General features: G+C 65.5%; 16 protein-coding genes and 2 pseudogenes. 13 read left to right on the forward strand and 5 right to left on the reverse strand.

All coding sequences use genetic code 11. The annotated features are described in order from the left end of the window. The first annotated feature begins 44 nt into the window (after positions 1–44). The 9 genes and pseudogenes from HLB44_RS30330 to HLB44_RS37570 form a co-directional block, all read left to right on the forward strand. Entirely contained in the window at positions 45–596 is a 552-nt protein-coding gene (locus tag HLB44_RS30330; protein ID WP_173132573.1) for a hemerythrin domain-containing protein, read from the forward strand. After that, the gene (locus tag HLB44_RS30335; RefSeq protein WP_173132195.1) at positions 589–801 is read left to right on the forward strand and encodes a hypervirulence associated TUDOR domain-containing protein; all 213 of its coding nucleotides are present in this window, start codon (positions 589–591) and stop codon (positions 799–801) included. The genes HLB44_RS30330 and HLB44_RS30335 overlap by 8 nt, the downstream gene beginning before the upstream one ends. A 20-nt stretch (positions 802–821) precedes the next feature. After that, a complete protein-coding gene (locus tag HLB44_RS30340) occupies positions 822–1,277 on the forward strand; it encodes a CBS domain-containing protein (protein ID WP_173132212.1) in 456 nt (151 codons plus the stop codon). 10 nt (positions 1,278–1,287) lie between these two features. Then, positions 1,288–3,771 carry an NAD-dependent epimerase/dehydratase family protein gene (locus HLB44_RS30345; protein ID WP_173132215.1) on the forward strand — a complete coding sequence of 828 codons (2,484 nt, stop codon included), beginning with the start codon at positions 1,288–1,290 and terminating at the stop codon, positions 3,769–3,771. Between the two features lie 34 nt (positions 3,772–3,805). Next, complete coding sequence (locus tag HLB44_RS30350) at positions 3,806–4,411, forward strand: uracil-DNA glycosylase family protein (protein WP_343051646.1); 606 nt, start codon at positions 3,806–3,808, stop codon at positions 4,409–4,411. Next, positions 4,359–5,051, forward strand: coding sequence for a DUF488 domain-containing protein (locus HLB44_RS30355; RefSeq protein WP_173132218.1), 693 nt, complete (start codon positions 4,359–4,361; stop codon positions 5,049–5,051). The genes HLB44_RS30350 and HLB44_RS30355 overlap by 53 nt, the downstream gene beginning before the upstream one ends. A 243-nt stretch (positions 5,052–5,294) precedes the next feature. Then, positions 5,295–5,669 carry a hypothetical protein gene (locus tag HLB44_RS30360; RefSeq protein ID WP_173132221.1) on the forward strand — a complete coding sequence of 125 codons (375 nt, stop codon included), beginning with the start codon at positions 5,295–5,297 and terminating at the stop codon, positions 5,667–5,669. Between the two features lie 51 nt (positions 5,670–5,720). Next, on the forward strand, positions 5,721–6,746 hold the full coding sequence (gnd, locus tag HLB44_RS30365; protein WP_173132224.1) for a phosphogluconate dehydrogenase (NAD(+)-dependent, decarboxylating): 1,026 nt from the start codon (positions 5,721–5,723) through the stop codon (positions 6,744–6,746). Positions 6,747–6,847: 101 nt separating this feature from the next. Then, positions 6,848–6,931: pseudogene (locus HLB44_RS37570) on the forward strand (hypothetical protein); the annotation flags it as partial. 108 nt (positions 6,932–7,039) lie between these two features. On the opposite strand, the gene HLB44_RS37575 reads toward HLB44_RS37570, so the two are convergent. From HLB44_RS37575 to acs, 5 genes are all read right to left on the reverse strand, one after another. Further along, entirely contained in the window at positions 7,040–7,351 is a 312-nt protein-coding gene (locus HLB44_RS37575) for a PQ-loop repeat-containing protein (RefSeq protein WP_246312571.1), read from the reverse strand. Positions 7,352–7,393: 42 nt separating this feature from the next. After that, positions 7,394–8,092, reverse strand: coding sequence for a CBS domain-containing protein (locus tag HLB44_RS30375; protein WP_173132230.1), 699 nt, complete (start codon positions 8,090–8,092; stop codon positions 7,394–7,396). Between the two features lie 73 nt (positions 8,093–8,165). Beyond that, positions 8,166–8,864 carry a CBS domain-containing protein gene (locus HLB44_RS30380; protein ID WP_173132234.1) on the reverse strand — a complete coding sequence of 233 codons (699 nt, stop codon included), beginning with the start codon at positions 8,862–8,864 and terminating at the stop codon, positions 8,166–8,168. A 3-nt stretch (positions 8,865–8,867) separates the two neighbouring features. Beyond that, on the reverse strand, positions 8,868–9,233 hold the full coding sequence (locus HLB44_RS30385) for a DUF488 domain-containing protein (RefSeq protein WP_343051648.1): 366 nt from the start codon (positions 9,231–9,233) through the stop codon (positions 8,868–8,870). 98 nt (positions 9,234–9,331) lie between these two features. After that, positions 9,332–11,296, reverse strand: coding sequence for an acetate--CoA ligase (acs, locus tag HLB44_RS30390; protein ID WP_173132241.1), 1,965 nt, complete (start codon positions 11,294–11,296; stop codon positions 9,332–9,334). Between the two features lie 857 nt (positions 11,297–12,153). Here acs and HLB44_RS30395 point away from each other — a divergent pair. The 4 genes and pseudogenes from HLB44_RS30395 to HLB44_RS30410 all read left to right on the forward strand — a co-directional run. After that, on the forward strand, positions 12,154–14,967 hold the full coding sequence (locus HLB44_RS30395; RefSeq protein WP_173132244.1) for an IPT/TIG domain-containing protein: 2,814 nt from the start codon (positions 12,154–12,156) through the stop codon (positions 14,965–14,967). Between the two features lie 400 nt (positions 14,968–15,367). After that, on the forward strand, positions 15,368–15,529 hold the full coding sequence (locus HLB44_RS30400) for a hypothetical protein (protein ID WP_173132246.1): 162 nt from the start codon (positions 15,368–15,370) through the stop codon (positions 15,527–15,529). 344 nt (positions 15,530–15,873) lie between these two features. Then, positions 15,874–17,247 (forward strand): hypothetical protein, encoded by a 1,374-nt coding sequence (locus HLB44_RS30405; RefSeq protein WP_173132247.1) that lies wholly within the window; start codon positions 15,874–15,876, stop codon positions 17,245–17,247. 8 nt (positions 17,248–17,255) lie between these two features. Then, positions 17,256–17,656, forward strand: a pseudogene (locus HLB44_RS30410) (IS3 family transposase); the annotation flags it as partial. Positions 17,657–18,009: the final 353 nt, after the last annotated feature.

Below are 18,009 nucleotides of genomic sequence, written 5' to 3' on the forward strand. Positions count from 1 at the left end.
GTCGCGCCAGCAGGTCGCCCAAGGGGCAGGCCAGCGTGCCAGGCATGACGGTCGATGTGCCAGGCCATTCGGCCCCGGCCGCCGGATTCGAGGTGCCGCTCGCAATGCTGTCGGCGTGCCATTCGCGCATCGAACGTCAGTGTTCGACCTTGCGGCGCCTTGTGCCGCACTTGACGACCCGCGGCGCGGACGCCGAGGCGCGCACCGCGGCAGCCAACGTGATGCGCTACTTCGATACGTCGGCGCGGCATCATCATGCAGACGAGGAACAAGACCTCTTCCCCGCGCTCATCGAATCGATGGCCGGCTCGGATGCCGTGTGCCTGCGCGAATTGACCGAAAGCCTTGCGGCCGAGCACCACGAGCTCGAAGTGCGCTGGCAACTCGTGCGTGCGGTGCTCGAGCGGGTCGTCGCCGGCGAGCGCGTCTCACTCGAGTCCGAAGATGTCGAGGCGCTGGTCGGTTTTCACGAGCGGCACATCGAGCGCGAAGAACGGGAGTTGCTGCCGATGGCGGCGCGGCTGTTGAGCGACGAAGAGCTCGACCGCGTCGGTCGCGCGATGCGCGAGCGGCGGGGGGTGACCGAACATGACTAAAACAATCAAGGTCGGCGATCACGTCCGATCGAATTCTGAAGCCGGGCAGGTGAGCGGCAAGGTCATCAAGGTGAACCTAGAAGATTTCCACTACAGGGGGTACACCCACCATGCCAGCAAGGACGAGCCGCAATACGAGATCAAGAGCGACAAGTCCGAGCACATCGCCGCGCACAAGGGCACGGCCCTTCACGCAATCGATTGAAAGGCTCACGGAGAGACGCCATGACGAATACGAAGCTTGTCAGCAGCATAGATGCCGTCGCACGTTCGCGACTGGAGACGATAGACCTCGGCGCGTCGCTCGTGGATGTCGCGAAACGGCTTTCGGACACCCAGATCGCTCTCGTCGTCGTCTGCGATCCCGATGGGACGATGGTGGGTGTCATCACTGAGACAGATGTCGTCCGGCAGATCGGTCGTTGCGGGGAGAGCGCCTGCACGACCGCCGCCGCTGACGTGATGACCCGGAATGTCACCTCCTGCCGCCCGACCGACTCCCTGCTCGATGTCTTGTCGATGATGGAGAAGCGCGGCCTCGTACACGTCCCCGTCATCGACGAAGGGTCCAGACCATCGGGCGTTGTCAATGCGCGCGATGCGCTGCGGGCTCTGATGGCAGAGGAAAAGTACGAAGCGTCGCTTCTGCGGGACTACGTGATGGGCATCGGCTACCGGTGAGATTGCCGCGATGACGGATTCAGACCGCAGGCCGATCGTCCTCATCACTGGTGCGACCGGCAACCTCGGCCGTTCGCTCGCCGAGGCGCTCGGTCGCGACTACCGGATAGTCGGGCTCGACCTCAAGGCACAGGGCACCGACTTCCCGGTGTTCGAGGCCGACTTCAGCGCCGACGCCTCGGTCGAGCTGGCACTGCACAGGTTGCGCGACTCGTTCGGCTCGCGCATCGCCAGCGTCATCCACTTGGTCGCGTACTTCGACTTCACCGGGGAGGACAACCGGCTTTACCAAACCGTCAATATCGATGGCACGCGGCGGCTCTTGCGCGGGCTGCAGCACTTCGAAATCGAACAGTTCATTTATGCGAGCACGATGCTGGTGCACGCGCCTTGCCGTCCCGGCGAGAGGATCGACGAGCAACAGCCGATCGATCCGCGATGGGCTTATCCGCAATCGAAGGCGGCCGCCGAAGCGCAAATCAAGGCTGAACACAAGCACATTCCTTACGTCGTCCTGCGACTGGCCGGGGTCTACGACGAGCACTCGATGGTGCCGACGATGGCCCGGCAAATGGCACGCATCTACGAACGTGATTTCCAGAGCTACTTCTACTCGGGCAGCACCTTGGTCGGTCAGGCGATGCTTCACCGCGACGACATGCTCGAAGCGTTCCGCCGTACCGTCGATCGCCGCGATGTGCTGCCGCCCGAAACCGAGATCCTGATCGGCGAGCCCGACGCGATCGGCTATGACGCGCTGCAGGATCAGCTCGGCTATCTCATTCAGGGCGTGGAGGACTGGCAGACGCTGCGTGTGCCGAAGCCGATCGCCGCCGCAGGGGCGTGGGCGCAGGGCAAGCTCGAGCCGGTCGTCCCCGACGCCATCGACGCGGGCGAGGCGCCGTTCATCAAACCCTTCATGGTCGCGATGGCAGACGACCACTACGCGCTGGACATCCGGCGCGCCCGCGATCTGCTCGGCTGGGAGCCTCGGCACCGATTGGAAGACGAACTGCCGCAGCTCGTCGCGGCTTTGAAGAACGACCCGGCCGCCTGGTACGAAACCAATCGCATAACGCCGCCAACCTGGATAAGCAGGGCAGACGACCTCGGCCATGACCCTGAGCAACTGCGCGTCCGCCATGAGGCGCAGGTCAAGGCCGAACACGGCGCCAACCGCTGGGCGCACTTCGTCAACATGGGCCTGGCCACCTGGCTCGTCACGCAGCCGCTGCTGATCAACGTCGAGGAATCGCTGCTGCGCGGGAGCGAGATGGTTCTCGGCGCCATGCTCCTCGTCTGCGCCGCGCTGGCGTTGTCGTGGCGCGCGCATTGGGCGCGTTGGCTGTGTGCCGGTATCGGCGCGCTGGTGATGGGCGTGCCGTTCATTTTCTCGACCGCGAACGCGGCAGCCTATCTTTCCGACACGCTGGTCGGGGCGTTGATCTTCGCACTTGCGGTCTGCACCAAGCCCGAGCCCGGCCCGTCGGCGATCGCCGCAGTCACCGGGCCCGTGGTGCCGCCGGACTGGAGCTACAACCCGTCCGGCTGGACGCAGCGCTTGCCGATCATCGTGCTGGCGATCATTGGCCTGTACGTGTCGCGATACCTCGCCGCCTACCAGCTTGGCCATATTCCCGATGTCTGGGATCCGTTCTTCACCGGCTCGCCGCTGGATCCACAGAACGGTACCGAGGAGATCATCACCTCGTCGGTTTCGAGAGCGTGGCCGGTCTCCGATGCCGCCGTCGGCGGCTACACCTATCTGCTGGAGATCCTCACCGGCATCGTCGGCTCGCGCATGCGCTGGCGCACGATGCCGTGGCTGGTGGTGCTGTTCGGGCTGATGATCGCGCCGCTCGGCATCACCTCGATCTTCTTCATCATCATCCAGCCGGTCGTGCTCGGCACGTGGAGCACCATTGCGCTGATCGGTGCGGCGGCGGTGCTGTTGCAGATCCCGTATTCGCTCGACGAGCTGCTCGCGGCGCTGCAGTTCCTGCGCCGTCGCGCGAAGGCCGGCCAGAACTGGCTGCGCGTGCTGTTTGTCGGCGGAACCGACGAAGTGCCGACGCCGGCAAATGCAGAGCCCATCGGAGACGAGTTCGACCGGTCGCCCGGCGCCGTGATCAGGCACATGCTCGGCGGCGGCGTCAGCCTGCCGTGGAACCTGGCTCTCGCTGCACTCATCGGCCTGTCGCTGCTGTTCACGCGCATGACCTTGAGCGTCGATGGCAGCCTGGCGAATGCCCACCACGTGATCGGCTCGCTGGTCTTGACCGTCGTTTCGATCGCCGCGGCTGAAGTCGCGCGGCCGGTGCGATACCTCAACGTTCCACTCGGAGCCTTCTTGATGGCTGTGCCCTTCATGTTCGGCGCAAGCATGGTGGCGACCGGCGTCAGCGTGGCGTTGGGCGCTGCACTGGTGTTGCTCAGCATCCGCCGCGGTCCGATTCGGGAGCGCTACGGCGACTGGAATCGCTTGATGATTTAGCCTGATCGTGAAACCGCAGCCGATTGACATCGCCGTGAGCGCGCGCATCGAAGTTCACCCCGCGCTCGACCGCTTGCTCGAGGCGGTGCGGGCCTGCCGCGCGTGCGATGCGCATCTGCCGCACGGCCCGCGCCCGGTGTTGCAGGCGGGCGCGACGGCAAGGATCCTCATCGTCGGCCAGGCGCCGGGCGCGAAGGTCCACGCGAGCGGTGTGCCGTGGGACGACCGCAGCGGCGAGCGTCTGCGCGACTGGATGGGCATCGGTGCCGAGACCTTCTACGACAGCGCCTGCGTGGCGATCGTGCCGATGGGCTACTGCTACCCGGGCCGCGGGGCCAGCGGCGACCTGCCGCCACGGCGCGAATGCGCGCAGCTGTGGCTCGATCGGCTGCTCGCCCAGATGCCGAGGATCGAGCTCACGCTGCTCGTCGGCCGCTACGCGCAAGCTCACTTCCTTCGCGGCGCCGGCTACACGTCGGTGACGGCGACGACCCGGGGCTGGCGAGACCATGCTCCTCGCTTCATCCCGCTGCCGCACCCTTCGCCGCGCAACGTCGCCTGGTTCAAGGCCAATCCCTGGTTCGATGATGACCTCCTGCCTGTGTTGCGGCGCTGCGTCCGCAAGCTCGTCGGCGGCTGAAACGCCGCGGCGACGGTCCACGCCGGCCAAGGCCGCGCGGCGCGAGGCCGCCGGGCCCGATGCGCCGCTGCGCGAAGACTGCGGCGCGTTCAGCGTGTTGACGGTCGGCCATTCGACCCGGCCGATCGAGGCGTTCGTGGCACTGCTTCGCGTTCATCGCGTCACGCAGTTGATCGACGTGCGCACGGTGCCGCGCTCGCGGCACAACCCACAGTTCAACCCCGACGCGCTGCCCGTATCGCTCGCCGCCGCGAGCATCGGCTATGAGCGCGCGCCCGGCCTCGGCGGCTTTCGGCGCACGACGCCGGATTCTCCGAACGCCGGCTGGCGCAACCTGTCGTTTCGTGGCTATGCCGACTACATGCAGACGGCTGACTTCGCGGGCAACCTCGCGCGGCTGATCGAACTGGCACGGGGGGACCGGCTCGCGCTGATGTGTGCGGAAGCGGTGCCGTGGCGGTGCCACCGCTCGCTGATCGCCGACGCGCTCGTCGTGCATGGCATTGCGACATGCGAGATCGTCAGTCCGACGAGGCTGCAGCCGCACAGGCTGACGCCTTTCGCGCGCGTGTGCGGCCAGGAGATCACCTACCCGTCCGACTCTCTGGGCACACCGATTGCGGGCGACGGCAGTGGTTGACCACGACACCGGTTCATGGTCGAGTTTCTGCCGGGACTGGTGCGGGAACGCTCGATGTCGCAGCTGCATCTAACCCGTTACCGACTTGGCGCTGCGAACTTCGGACGGCACGCCAGTGCCACATCGAAACCTCGCTCGAAACCGCAAAGCGCGTCCTCGTGAGTGCACCACAGCACGGACGGCGGCGTGTCGGCATCGATCATGTTTGGACGGACCTCGAGTGGCATTGCAATGGAGTACACCATGGAACCCGCATCGATTCTTCTTACTTCGACAGTCTTGTTGGCCATCGCAGCAGCGGGTGGGCTGCTCATGGCAGGCATCCGATTCGCAGGCAATCGGTCGCCGCCCGCAGCGCTGGCCATGTTGCACGGTTTCCTGGCTGCCGCCGCAGTCACCTTGCTGCTGTACGCCGCTGCGACGGTCGGGCTGCCGGCCATGGCACTCGTCGCGCTCGCGCTCTTTCTTGCCGCTGCCGGCGGCGGCGCGATCCTGAACCTGAACTATCACTGGAAGCAGTTGCCACTGCCCAAATGGCTCATCGTCGTCCACGCCAGCGCCGCGGTCGCGGGCTTCGCGTTGCTGCTTGCAGCGACCTGGGCGACACGCGCGGCATAGCCGATGCGAGTTGGCAAAACAAGCGCTCGACCCGACCACCGGAGACGTCGAATGCAACTCGGCATGATTGGATTGGGTCGGATGGGCTCGAGCATGGTTCGGCGCCTGCTAAGAAGAGGCCATGAGTGCGTCGTCTATGCCAGGCGCGCTGCGGCAGTCGCCAGTCTGCAGAAAGACGGCGCCATCGGCGCCGCGTCGCTGCAGGAAATGGTCTCGCGCATGCCCAAGCCGTGCGCGATCTGGCTGATGCTGCCGGCCGCGAGCGTGGACCAGGTGCTCGGCGATCTCGCTGCGCTGCTCGACGCCGGCGACATCGTCATCGATGGCGGTAATTCGCACTACCGCGACGACATTCGGCGCGGCACCGAGTTGCGGGCGCGCGGCATTCACTATCTCGATGTCGGAACCAGCGGCGGCGTCGCCGGCCTCGAGCGCGGCTACTGCTTGATGATCGGCGGCGAGAACGACATCTTCGAGCACTTGCGGCCGATCTTTTCCGCCCTCGCCCCCGGCGTCGCGGCGGCAACACGAACCCCCGGCCGAAAGGCCGGTGCCGGCAGCGCCGAAGAAGGCTTCCTGCACTGCGGCCCACACGGTGCCGGCCACTTCGTCAAGATGGTCCACAACGGCATCGAGTACGGCGTCATGGCGGCGTACGCCGAGGGCTTGAACATCCTGCGCAACGCCAACGTCGGCAAGCGCACGCACGAGCACGATGCCGAGACCACACCGCTGCGCGACCCCGAGTGCTACCAGTACGAAATGGACCTTCCCGAGATCACTGAAGTCTGGCGCCGCGGCAGCGTGATCGGCTCTTGGCTGCTCGACCTGACCGCGCAGGCCTTGCAGCAGGATCCCGAACTCGCAACTTACGGCGGCCGCGTCTCCGATTCGGGCGAAGGCCGCTGGACGATCCAGGCGGCGATCGACGAAGCTGTCCCGGTGCATGTTCTCAGCGCCGCGCTGTACGAACGCTTCACGTCGCGCGGCCAAGCCGACTTCTCCAACCAGGTTCTGTCGGCGATGCGGCACGAGTTTGGCGGCCACGTCGAAAAGACAGGCGAGGGACTGAAATGAGTGCAAGAGAAACAATGAACCCTAACACCCGAAAGCTCCGCGACCTGGGGCAGCGTCTCTGGCTCGACAACATTACCCGGGAGCTGCTGACGAGCGGCACGATGGCGCGCTACATCCGCGAGCTGTCGGTGACCGGGCTGACCTCGAACCCGACGATCTTCGAGCATGCGATCGGCAGCGGCACCGACTACGACGACGCGATTCGAAAGCTGGCCACTGCGGGCCTGTCGGGCGAGGATCTGTTCTTCGACTACCCCGTCGCCCGATCGCACACGTGCTGGTGCCGATCCGCCTCAGCGGTTGACGATGACGCCGATGACGATCGCCGCGTCGAGCACGATCCACCCGATGCAGGCCAGGTAGATCGTCTTGTCGCGTTTGCGGAACCCGTACACGAACCACAGACAGGCGGAGAACAGATACGCCCCCCATGACAGCAGCGAGACGCCGCCTGCATCACGGCCGACCCAGACGGCAAGAACCTGCGGCACCGTCATCAGCATCGTGACGACGGAGAGGAATCGCAGGAACTTCTCCAGCCCGCTCGCCGGTGGTGTTCCTGGCGCCGCCGTCACGGCAGCACAGTCGGCGGGCAGCATAGTCATCGTTGATCCTTCACACGTCGATGCAGCGTCCCGTGGCGCCCGTCAGATCATCGGCTGCCAGGCGACGCCTGGCATGCGATCGTCCTCGACGCCGCGCACTCCGGGCACGTTCTCCGCCGCGACGCGTGCAGCCTGTCGCTCAGCGTCGCTGCGAGTCAGGCCGCGGTAGTGCACGACGCCATCGCGCACGTCCAGCGCCGACCAGTCGGGCCGCCACCAGCGCTGCCGCTCCAGTTCGCGCAACAGTCCAACCCGGATCGCCTCGTCGCTCTGCGCACGCGGCGCTTCGAGATCACGCATTGCCAGCGCAAGCGCCCGGATCAGATCGGCGCGGGTCACGATGCCGACCAACTGCCTGTCGCGCAGCACCGGGATGCGCCTGATGTGGCGCGCCTCAAAGATCGAGGCGATGTGCCTGGCCGGTGCGTCCTCCGTCACCGAGGCCACCTGCCGGCTCATGATGTCCTTCGCCTTGCGCGCATGCGACTTCACGTAGTCGGCGGCGATCTGGTCGCGCTCGATGAATCGCGCCCACCACGAGCGCTCGCGTGTGTCGCTGTCGGTGCCGATCTCGTGCCTGCGCAGGAGGTCGCCTTCGTTGACCATGCCGACAACCTCGCCGCCGGCGACCACCGGGACGCCGCTGATGCGCCGCTCGAGCAGCAGCTCGGCGATCTCGTGCACCGGGGTGTCCGGCGTGATCGTGACGACGGGTGCTGTCATGATGTCTTTCGAGTTCATCGCTCAACTCCTGGGTTGCACGAGGTGTTCGGGTAAGGCTCGGTCGCGCGAGGACCTCGCGCACCGCGAAGACTCAATACATCGACTGCCAAGCGCCCCACAGCGTGCGGGTGTCTTCGACGCCACGCACGCCGGGCACGTTTTCCGCCGCGACGCGTGCCGCCTGCTGCTCGTCCTCGTTTTCGATCAGACCCTGGTAGTGAACAACGCCTTCGCGCACGAACGCCGTCGACTGGCTGGGCCGCCACCAAGGCTGCCCCACCAGTTCCGCGAGCAGGCGCAAGCGGATCGCCTCGTCGCTCTGCACGCGAGGCGACGGCTTTGCCTGTGACGTCAGGGCCAGCGCCTGGACCAGGTTGGCTCGAGTGACGATGCCGACCAGTTCTTGCCCGCGCAAGACGACGACGCGCCGGACGGAACGCGCGGCGAAGATCGACGCGACCTTCTGCACGGGTGTGTCTTCGGTCACCGTGATCACCTGCCGGGTCATGAAGTCCTTCGCTTGCCGCGCGTGCGACTTGACGTACTCGATCGGCCGTGGATCGCGCTCGATGAGTTGCGTCCACCACGACCTCTCCGGCGCGCTGCTTTCGGTGCCGATTTCGTGGCGCCGCAGTAGCTCGAACTCGTTGACCAGCCCGACCACGCGGCCGTTCTCGACCACCGGCACGCCGCTGATGTGGTGCTTGAGCAGCAGGGCCGCGATCTCGTGCACCGGCGTATCGAGGGTGATGGTGACGACGGGCGCCGTCATGATGTCACTGACCTTCATGGTTCAACTCCTCTGGATTCGTGGGTCGGAAAAGCGCCGCTCGCTGAGCACCTGGTGCGGAACGACGGCCTGGTTGTGCTGTGCATCGCTGGCGTGGTAGAGCAGCGTCAGCCGACCACTGCGCCGCAGATCGTCGAGCAAGCGCAGAAGGTCGGGCCGCTGTTCGAGCTCGGTGCGGTACTTCTGGACGAAGACCGCCCAGCGACTCGGCTCATGGGCGTACCAGCGCCGCAGCGCGTCGCTGGGCGCCACGTCGCGCAGCCACAGGTCGGCCGCCACCTGCTCCTTGGTCAGGCCGCGCGGCCAGAGCCGGTCGACGAGGACACGCATGCCATCGTCGATCGAAGCGGCTTCTCGAGCGCGTTTCACGGCTACCGCGTGGCGCGTCCCGCCCGCGGCCATTCGCTTTGCAGCGCCGGGACCTGCAAGCGGTTCGGTGTTTGGCCTTTGCATGACGGTGTGCGCGGCTACGGCGTCACCGCGGCGATGGTGCGCCGACCGTCGATCAGGCTTTCGACCATCGTCGCGTCGGCCAGGGTCGAGGTGTCGCCGAGGTCGGTGGTGTCGCCGGCGGCAATCTTGCGCAGCACGCGGCGCATGATCTTCCCGGAGCGCGTCTTGGGCAGGCTGGAGGCCCACTGGATCTGGTCGGGCGCGGCAATCGGGCCGATTTCTTTGCGCACCCATTGCCCGAGCGCATTCCGCAGTTCATCGCTCGGCTGGGTGTTCGCCTTCAGGGTGACGTAGGCGTAAATGCCTTGGCCCTTGACCGGATGCGGGTAGCCGACGACCGCCGCTTCGGCGACCTCGGGGTGCGCGACCAGCGCGCTCTCGACTTCGGCCGTTCCCAGCCGGTGTCCGGAGACGTTGATCACGTCATCGACGCGGCCGGTGATCCAGAAGTAGCCGTCCTTGTCGCGCCGCGCGCCATCGCCGGTGAAATACAGGCCTGGACAGGCGCTGAAATAGGTTTGCACGAAGCGATCGTGATCGCGATAGAGCGTACGCAACATGCCCGGCCCGCCGTCGCGCAGGCACAGGCGCCCCTCGCATTCGCCTTCGAGAACCCGGCCGTCTTCGTCGACGATGACCGGCTCGACGCCAAAGAATGGCAGCGTCGCCGAACCGGGTTTGGTGGCAATGGCGCCCGGCAGAGGGGCGATGACGCTGGCGCCCGTCTCGGTCTGCCACCAGGTGTCTACGATCGGGCAGCGCTGCTCGCCGACGACGTTGTAGTACCACAGCCAGGCCTCGGGGTTGATCGGCTCGCCGACCGAGCCCAGCAGGCGCAGCGACTTGCGGCTGGTAGCTCGCACCGGGGCATCGCCCTGGCGGATCAAGGCCCGGATCGCCGTCGGTGCGGTGTAGAAGATGCTGACGCGGTGTTTGTCGATCACCTGCCAGAAGCGCGATGCGTCTGGCCAGGTCGGCACGCCTTCGAACATCACGGTCGTGGCGCCGTTGGCCAGCGGACCGTAGACGATGTAGCTGTGCCCGGTGACCCAGCCGATGTCTGCAGTGCACCAGAACACATCCTCGTCGTGGTAGTCAAGCACATAGCGGTGCGTCAGCGACGCCGCGAGCAGGTAGCCAGCGGTGGTGTGCAGCACACCTTTGGGCTTGCCGGTTGAACCCGAGGTATAGAGGACGAACAGCGGGTCTTCGGCGTTCATCGTCTCGGGCTCACAGTTCGAAGCCTGATGGTCGACGAGTTCGTGGTACCAGCGATCGCGGCCGTCGAGCCAAGCGACCTCGCCACCGGTTCGGCGCAACACGACGCAGGCCTGAACCGATGGACAACGCTTCAAGGCTTCATCGGCGTTGGCTTTCAGCGCAAAACGACGCCCTCCGCGCATGCCTTCGTCGGCGGTGATTAGGAGCTTGGCGTCGCAGTCGCGGATGCGCCCGGCGAGCGACTCGGCCGAGAAACCAGCGAAGACCACCGAATGCATTGCACCGATGCGCGCGCAGGCGAGCATCGCCACCGCCGCCTCCGGCACCATCGGCAGGTACACCGTCACCCGGTCGCCCTTGCAGATGCCGAGCGACTTCAGGCCGTTGGCCAAGCGGCAGACCTCGGCGTGCAACTCGGCGTAGCTGAGCGTGCGGCTCTCGGCCGGATCGTCGCCCTCCCATACGATGGCGGCTTTCCGTGCGCGCTCGAGCAGATGCCGGTCGAGGCAGTTCACGCTGGCATTGAGCACGCCGTCTTCGAACCATCGGATGTGAATGTCCTCCGGGCCGTAGGAAACGTCGCGAATCCTGGTGGGGTGGTGGAACCAGTCGAGGTGCTCAGCCTGTTCGGCCCAGAACCTCTGTGGGTCGTGCATCGAGCGCTGGTAGTCGCGGCGGTAGGCCGCGTTGTCGAACCAGGCTCGACGCTGCCACGACGCGGGCACAGGAAAAATGGCATCGCTGCTTGGCGCTGACATGGTCTGCTCCGGTTCGAATGGAGAACTCAAGCGGGCAGCGGTGCCGCAACCCGGTCGGCTCGCGTAGTTGCTTGCGCCGCGCGCCCGCTGGACGCGTTGGAAAACTGGCCTTGGCAGCTCCCGGTTGAACAAGTTGTCTCCGTCCACGATGCGTGTCGGCGTTGGCCTTCGTCGCGATCTCGAGCGCGCGCCAGTCCGTCGGCGTAGGGAAGGTTTGGAAGTTCGACCGGCATAGGTGGCTCCGGTGACAACGGTTGGTAATGGCAATGTTCGGTTTGCGCTGGACAGAAGTACAACGAATGTTATTGCCAGATCAATGCAATATATGTGTTGTGAAGTGCGTCGGCATTGCAGACGCTCTTGCTCGCGGAAGGCTCCTCGGCCAGCGCCTTCTTCTTTGCCGTCCAGTCGTGCCCGTAGCGGGTGACCAACTAAATCATCGGCAATGGAAATTATGTTAAGTCATGAGCCGGGCGCTACCTCCGACCACGGGTGCCCAGCCGGCGGCCCGGCTACAGTGCGAGGCGACGGCGGAACTTTCGTCGCGTGCCGCGTAGTCTTCCATCGCGGTGACCGCGTGCTGCATTCGCCGCAACTGGCCGATGGTCGCCGTGCGATTGTTCGTGCAAGTCGACGTAGGTGGGGGAGACGTAGATTTTCGACACGAGGGATCACCTCCAAAGTTGTCGGTTCCGGATGGCCCGCGACCCTGCTCCAACCGCAGGTTACTCCGGCGGCGGCCCTCCAGGCGTCGTCGGTCCTCCGCACATCTGGGGAGCTTGCGCCCCCCTTCCAGCTTGTGGTCCCACGGCCATCGCCTATAGACGATGGAAGGCCAACCGTGGGAGGACACCCCGATGCAATCCAGGCAAGGCTTCGCCCGCCGGCTGCTGGTGGTGCTCGCGTGCGCGGGCCTCGCCGGCTGTGCGTACATTTCGAAGGTTAGCCCGCGCTCTGGCCTTCCCGGCACGGTGGTGCAGATCGACGGGGCCGGGTTCTCGCCGCAGTGGCACGAAAACCAGGTCACCATCGGCGGCGCCGCGGCCCGGGTGATCGAGGGCAGTGCCAGCCGGCTGCGCGTGGTGGTGCTGCGCGACCTGGTCAGCGGCACGGTGCAGGTGACCACGCCCGCGCGCACCATCGTCAGCAGCGACGTGTTCGAGCGCCGCGGCGACACGCTGGGGCCGACGCCCGAGCGTGATGCCGATGCCAAGCTGGTGGTGGGCCGCGACTTCCCGCCCGACCGGCGCTACGACATGCAGGCCAAAGGTGCCAGCCAGAAGGTGCTGGTGGTGCTGGCCCGGCCGACCGACATCGACCCCGAAGCCGCCATCCCGGGCTGGGCCGCGGCCGAAGTGGGTCCGTTTGCCAACGCCAAGGAGTTCGTGCAGCGCCTGGTGTCGCACCCCGAGCGCGGCGTCAGCCGCTACTTCAGCGATGCCACCTACGGCCAGCTGGGCGGCGACTTCCTGGTCACCGACTGGCAGCCGCTGAGCCAGCCCTGGGACTTCTACGCTTGGGGCCCCGCCGACGTCACGCGGGCGCAGACCAGCGTGGCCGGCGCGCAGACCGACCTGGACACCGTGCTGGCCAACCCGGCCTCCACCCAGGCCGACATCGACGCCGCCCAGGCGCGCCTGGACGCTAAGAAGCAGGCGCTCAAGCAGGCTCAGGACTCGCAGGGTTTCCTGCAGCAGGCCGACTTCGCGTTCGCCGAGGCGCTGATCGGTGCCAAGGCCGCGCTGGGTGCGGCTGTGTTCGACCAGTACGCCGACCACTTCCTGGTGCTGGCCGGGCCGTGGATGCGCGGCTCGTGCTGCTGGGTGGGTACCGGTTTCCATGCCGAGTCGGCCAACCCGGCGCTGCCACTGGGGCCTTTCGACATCGGATTCCCGGCGCCGCGCGGCGGCACCTGGATGGCCGAGGACGGCAAGCCCGGGCGCATGGCGCACGAGCTGTCGCACTTCTTCGCCAGCGGCGACCTGTACGACGGTCCGGCGGGCGCCTTCGACCTGATGGGCTTCCACGACAGCCTGCCCCTGTACAGCGGCTACAACCAGCATCTGCGCGGCGACTGGCTGGACCAGGGCGCCTCGGGCAACGTGCTGAAGCTGCAGTGGGGCACGCCCGCCGACCTGGACCAGACCATCGAGCTCGTGGCCCACGGCAAGACGCAGGACCCCACGGGCGACAGCGTGCGGCAGGTGATCCGGCTGCGCGTGACCGACGGGCTGTTCTATTTCGTCGAGGTGCGGCAGCGGCCCGATGCAGCTGCCGGCGCGGCGCAGGACTTCGCCTTCGACAAGAGCGTGCCCGGCGGCGAGGCCGGCGTGCAGGCCGGCGTGCTGATCACCAAGGCGCTGGAGAGCAACAACCAGAGCAACAACCGCGAGCCGATGATCTCGCTGGTGCCACCGGAGATCTCGCCCAGCCCGCGGCTGATGGTCGTGGGCGAGGTCTTCACCGACCCGGCGCGCACCATCCGCATCTCGGTGGTGTCGCGCACGCAGGACCGCCCGGCGCGCTATCGCGTGCGGGTGGAATGGGGCCACCTGCCTGCCGCCGACCCGAACGGCCAGTTCGACCTGCGCATCACGCCGTGGGCATCGCCACCGTGGGAGACGGAGGACATCTGGGCCAACAGCGTCAAGAACGACGAGACCTCGCCGCCGCGCATGCTGTTCCAGAACCATGAGCCCGGCGACGAGACCAAGCCCATCGGCAACGGCGACCCGCCCTGGGTAGGCCACGACAACACACTGTTCGCGCGCATCAGCAACCAGGGCGTGGTGCAGACGCCGGACGACGTGCGCGTGACTTTCTACGTCAACACGCCGCCCGGCGTGGGCGATAACGGCACCTGGACGCCCTTCGACACCGTGGTGGTGGGCAGGCTGAATCCGGGCGAGACGCGCGTGGTCGAGGCCGCGCGCAAGTGGCGCCCCAGCGTGGGCGAACACACCTGTGTGAAGGTGCTGATCGAACGGATGAACGGCGAGGTCAGCTTCGACAACAACGAGGCGCAGGAGAACTTCAGTGACTTCGAGGCCGAAGGCGCCAGCCCCTACCGTGCGGTGGAGCTGGACGTGCTGGCACGCAACCCATACGACCAGGGTATCGCGATGGAGCTGATGGCGCGCGGCGTGCCGCGCGACTGGTTCGTCGCCTTCGACCATGGCGCGGTGTGGCTGCCGCCCAAGGGCGAGAAGCGCATCCATGCGGTGATGTGGACCGACCGCGTACCCGAGTGGATGCAGGACCGGCCGAAGGACCAGGGCCCGCCCAAGGCCATGATCAGCCTCGAAGGCTGGGTCGGGCGGCCCTTCGACCGCATCATTCCGGTGGGCGGGGTCACCGCCTTCGTCAAGGCCGTGCGGCAGGTGGTCGTGCAAGCCGAACCGCGCCAGAAGGAAGCGCGCAGTGGCGAGAAGCTGGGCGTGCTGGGCCGGGTGACGCCTGCCATGGGAGGTGTGCCCGTCGCCATCCACGTCATCGACCCAAACGGCAAGACCGCCGTCGAGCGAGTGGCAACGCAGCCAGACGGCCGCTTCGACCACGTGATGAGCGTGCCGCTGGGCCAGCCGGGCGACCACCGGCTGCAGGCCTTTGTGCTCGGCGGCAGCCCGGCGGCGCAGGCCGAGTCACCGCCGGTGCGCGTACGCGTGAACTGAACTGCCACCCAGCGGACAACCATGGACTGCCTCAAACACAGCAACTGTGACGTTCGCGCAGTTCAGCAACGCCGACTTCAACGCAGGCCCGCTTGGCCATCACGGTCGACGGCAGCACGTTGGTCGAGATCGAGCGCGCGGGCTCCGCTGATCGAATTCGGAAGTGCTTCGAGAATGAATCCTATCCCCTCTGCGGCGTGATCCAAGTTCATTGGAGCCGGACCACTAGTGTATGGGTCGCATATCGATATTCGTCCGTGAAGATGGTGCGAGTGCCCTTCATGAGACGGGTTTTTCTTGGTTTGCCGCCGTCGCGCCTTCTGCGTGGGCTCTCCACCGGCGGATGCCCAGAACGTTTTTCTTGGTCTGCCTTTGCCACCCACTCATTACGAGGATCGCTATGGATCTGCTTGCCTGGGTGGACGACAAGACAGTCTACGGAGCCCTATTACTCCTTTGGTTGATCGTGGCGGCGATGGCTTTCGGCTGGCTAGCAAATCGATGGCATCTGTACGTGCTGCACCGCAACAAGTATGCACTGGCCCTGCGTGAGGGGAACTAGCCGCTTGCGCGAGGGCGCAAGACAGCATGCGAGCTTGACTGCAATCGGATTGTGCGCGGCCAATCCTGCGCCGGCCGGCACACTACAGCCCGGATGCCGACCATCAAGTGCACTACTCGGATCTTATCGCATCGACGGCGAGCCCTGAATGTAGCCACGGCTAACAGAAGTCGAGGGGTGCAATGATTAACGAGTGCTTGGTTCAAATTGCGAGTGGGGTAGAGATATACGACGGACTCGTCCCTCGCGAGATGCTTGCGGGCATCCTTCTGTTCTCAATAGTGGCGGCGGTAGTGGTGGCGCCGCTTGTCTCTGCTGCGTACGGTCGGCGAGTATCACGCCTAATGGCGTCCAAGCTTGTCTTGCCAGAAAGAGTGCGCCCCCAGTTGTCCGCCAATGCGAGCGCCACTTGTCGCGTTTCACTCCAGGAGATTCAAAACGCAAGCAGGTGCCGAAAAACTCGCATCAGGACCGCCACTGTTGTTGCGCTACTCATCTATATCAGTGGAGCAATCCTCATCGCGGCCGGACTCTACAGTTCCCCTATTACGCTCGATATGTTGTCCGTCTCACTCTTGGCCGCAGGCGCGGCCTACTCCAATTTGACCCCTTTGCGGGGAACGCGGGGATCGGTTTGTCTGGTTGTTCTCGCAACTGGTTTCGTCCTCCTCCTCGCGTTGTCTGAGAAGGATGGAGATCTCGCTTTTGAAGCGCTCTTGGCATTCGCGTTCATCGCGGGAGCATTCAGTCGAAAGTGCCGGGCTCTCTTGGCGCCCCTGGTGTGTATCGCGTTCATCTTCTTGCTGACCCTGTTCGCCACGTTCTTTGCACTGACGCCAGGCACCTGCGCAAATGTGTTGGACGCTATCGAAGCAGGTGGCGTCAGCCCCGTGATTGTCAGCACTTCCATGGTCGCGATCGCAATTCCATTCTACGCCGCCACGCGCGTACCGAAAATTGTCTTGTGCGCATATCGGGCGGGCATCATTAGTGACATATCACTTATGGCAGCGCTAGGAGTCTCGCTTGCGACATTCTTGATTGTGCTGGCAGCGGATGGACCGAAGCGGCCGTTATGGCACTTGGTCTTGGTATGGTTGGCTTGGGTCGCGGCAATCATCGGCGGATATGTGACGACATTGGGGCGTATCGCTAAACCGGCTGCAACAAGAACACTACTCATGCTCCGGGTGTTCTCTTCCACCACAAGGCAAAGAGATTTGCTCGAGAACTTGCAAACGCAGTGGCGCTATTTTGGGCCGATTCTCGAAATCGGCGGACCAGATCTGGCGACGCTTAACGTTGACGCTCGGAAGGTCGTCCAGTATCTTGCAGGAACTGGCCATGAGGAGTTTTTAAGAGGCGGTACTCTTCTCCTTGGAGCGGACAGGGAAGGGCGATTCCATGTAAATGAAGTCTTTTGCTTGCAATCCAATTGGCAAGCGACCGTGGGATCGCTTATGGAGATCTCTGATGTCATACTTATGGATCTTCGAGGATTTAAGTCCGGCCGCTCTGGGGTAGAGTTTGAGCTGGAACTCTTGATAAAGACAAGTGCGATAGATCGGGCAGTTTTAGTCGGGGACAAGGAGACGCAATGGTTGGCTGTTGGTGATATTGTTGGCCCCAGAGCTGGGGCACGAATCTGTGAAGACACGGATGTGTTCGCTGCGTGCATGGACGCACTGCAAGCCAAGTCGGTGCGGGACAGAAGTTAAGGTCCAAGCAAGCGGCCCCGTCGGCGTATCGGCGTCATGCGGCGGGCCAACGCGATCCCGCGCTGCTGCCCGAGCGAGCCCACGCGATGCTCAGCTGCTTCCCCAGGTGCAGCGGGTGTACGACCAGAACCTGCAGGTCTACGGCGCCGACAAGGTCTGGCGCCAGTTGCGGCGCGAAGGCACGGCCGTGGGCGCGCTGCACCGTCGAGCGGCTGATGCGGCTGCGCGGGCTGCGTGGTGCGCGCCGAGGCAAGGCGGTGCGCACCACCGTGCCGGATGCCAAGGCGGCGTGTCCGCTGGATCGGGTGAACCGGCAGGTCAAGGCGGCTCGCCCGAACAGCTGTGGGTGGCGGACTTCACCTCTGTCTCGACCTGGCAGGGCTTCGTCTACGTCGCCTTCGTCATTGAGAACCCGGTCCTCCGCATCTGACCGAGGTGTCGGCACGCCGATTCCGTTGGGGCACTGGTCCTGACTTCGTTGCACGGACGGGTTGGGACCGAGGCTCCAGTCGGTTCGATGAGCTCAGCGCAGCGATATCCACCGGCGGCGCGGCGTGTGCCACGCAATTGGCCGATGGTAGGTGTCCCGTGTTCGGCGCGCGATGTCGGCGTGCCGCAGGTGGCCCGCTGCTTGCGTTCGAAGTCCGCAGGCGGGGTTTGACCGAGGCGGCGGGCGCCAGGGACTGACCGGCCCCCGGGGGCAGAATCGCCGCGACGATGAACCCCCTTCCCGCTCACAAGGGTGGTGGCGCCGCGGCCTGC

This window comes from Pseudaquabacterium terrae (assembly GCF_013266755.1).
GTDB classification, from domain to species: domain Bacteria; phylum Pseudomonadota; class Gammaproteobacteria; order Burkholderiales; family Burkholderiaceae_C; genus Pseudaquabacterium; species Pseudaquabacterium terrae.

Coding starts and splice junctions, on each gene's coding strand:
- HLB44_RS30360 (WP_173132221.1), top strand. CDS start 5,295: ATGGAACCCGCATCGATTCTTCTTACTTCGACAGTCTTGTTGGCCATC.
- HLB44_RS37575 (WP_246312571.1), bottom strand. CDS start 7,351: ATGACTATGCTGCCCGCCGACTGTGCTGCCGTGACGGCGGCGCCAGGA.
- HLB44_RS30400 (WP_173132246.1), top strand. CDS start 15,368: ATGGATCTGCTTGCCTGGGTGGACGACAAGACAGTCTACGGAGCCCTA.
- HLB44_RS30335 (WP_173132195.1), top strand. CDS start 589: ATGACTAAAACAATCAAGGTCGGCGATCACGTCCGATCGAATTCTGAA.
- HLB44_RS30395 (WP_173132244.1), top strand. CDS start 12,154: ATGCAATCCAGGCAAGGCTTCGCCCGCCGGCTGCTGGTGGTGCTCGCG.
- HLB44_RS30355 (WP_173132218.1), top strand. CDS start 4,359: ATGACCTCCTGCCTGTGTTGCGGCGCTGCGTCCGCAAGCTCGTCGGCG.
- gnd (WP_173132224.1), top strand. CDS start 5,721: ATGCAACTCGGCATGATTGGATTGGGTCGGATGGGCTCGAGCATGGTT.
- HLB44_RS30340 (WP_173132212.1), top strand. CDS start 822: ATGACGAATACGAAGCTTGTCAGCAGCATAGATGCCGTCGCACGTTCG.
- HLB44_RS30375 (WP_173132230.1), bottom strand. CDS start 8,092: ATGAACTCGAAAGACATCATGACAGCACCCGTCGTCACGATCACGCCG.
- HLB44_RS30345 (WP_173132215.1), top strand. CDS start 1,288: ATGACGGATTCAGACCGCAGGCCGATCGTCCTCATCACTGGTGCGACC.
- HLB44_RS30405 (WP_173132247.1), top strand. CDS start 15,874: ATGGCGTCCAAGCTTGTCTTGCCAGAAAGAGTGCGCCCCCAGTTGTCC.
- HLB44_RS30330 (WP_173132573.1), top strand. CDS start 45: ATGACGGTCGATGTGCCAGGCCATTCGGCCCCGGCCGCCGGATTCGAG.
- acs (WP_173132241.1), bottom strand. CDS start 11,296: ATGTCAGCGCCAAGCAGCGATGCCATTTTTCCTGTGCCCGCGTCGTGG.
- HLB44_RS30380 (WP_173132234.1), bottom strand. CDS start 8,864: ATGAAGGTCAGTGACATCATGACGGCGCCCGTCGTCACCATCACCCTC.